The 1,113-nt window shown below is 77.7% G+C and carries 1 protein-coding gene; it reads left to right on the forward strand.

Going from position 1 to position 1,113, the window contains the following annotated elements; all coding sequences use genetic code 11:
* A partial coding sequence (locus AC2CHG_RS31500) for an NAD(P)H-hydrate dehydratase (protein ID WP_484526220.1) occupies nt 1-1,113 on the forward strand: 1,113 nt, incomplete at both ends.

Below are 1,113 nucleotides of genomic sequence, written 5' to 3' on the forward strand. Positions count from 1 at the left end.
CCGAGGGCCTGGCCGCGCTGCGCGCCGCCGGCGGGCGCGTGGCCGACCGGCCGCCCGCAGTGGTCGACCTGGTGCTCGACGGCATCGTGGGCATCGGCGGCACCGGAGGGCTCCGCGAGACGGCCGAGCAACTGGCCGCGAGCCTGACCGGGCAACGCGGGCGCGACGGCACGCCCGCCACTGTGGTCGCGGTCGACGTGCCGAGCGGCGTCGCTGTCGACACCGGCCACGTCCCGCTCACCGACGCAGGGCGGCCCCGGGCGGTCCGCGCCGACGTGACCGTGGCCTTCGGCGCGCTCAAGCCCGCACTGGTCGTCGGCCCGGCCGCCGAGCTGGCCGGCGAGGTCGAGCTGGTCGACATCGGGCTGACGCCGTGGCTGCGCGGCACCCCGTCGCTCCAGGTGATCGAGCAGGCGGACGTCGTCGAGTGGTGGCCGGCGCTGGGCGCGTCGTCGGAGAAGTACACCAGGGGTGTGGTCGGCGTGGCCACCGGATCGGCCACCTACCCCGGCGCCGCGGTGCTCTCTGTCGCCGGGGCGCTCGCCGGCCCCACCGGCCTCGTCCGCTACGCCGGGAGCGCCAAGGGCGAGGTGCTGCACCAGCACCCGTCGGTGATCGCCACCGGCCGGGTCGCCGACGCGGGCCGGGTGCAGGCGTGGGTCTGCGGCTCCGGGCTCGGCACCGGCGAGGACTCCGCCGCCGAGCTGCGCGCGGTGCTGGCCGCGCCGGTGCCGGTGGTGCTCGACGCGGACGCGCTGACGCTGCTCGTCGACGGCAAGCTGGCCGATCGGCTGCGCGGCCGGGACGCGCCGATCGTGGTGACGCCGCACGACCGGGAGTACGCCCGGCTCTGTGGCGAGATGCCGGGGGAGGACCGGGTCGCCGCAGCGCTGCGGCTGGCCGCCTGGATGAACGCGGTGGTGCTGCTCAAGGGCGACCACACGATCATCGGTACGCCCGACGGCCGCGCGTACGTGAACCCGACCGGCACCCCGGTACTCGCCACCGGTGGCACCGGCGACGTGCTGGCCGGGCTGCTGGGCTCGCTGCTCGCCGCCGGGCTCGCGCCGGAGCGGGCGGCGGCCGCGGCGGCGTACCTGCACGGGCTGGCCG

Source organism: Micromonospora sp. ATLC20 (genome assembly GCF_057196585.1).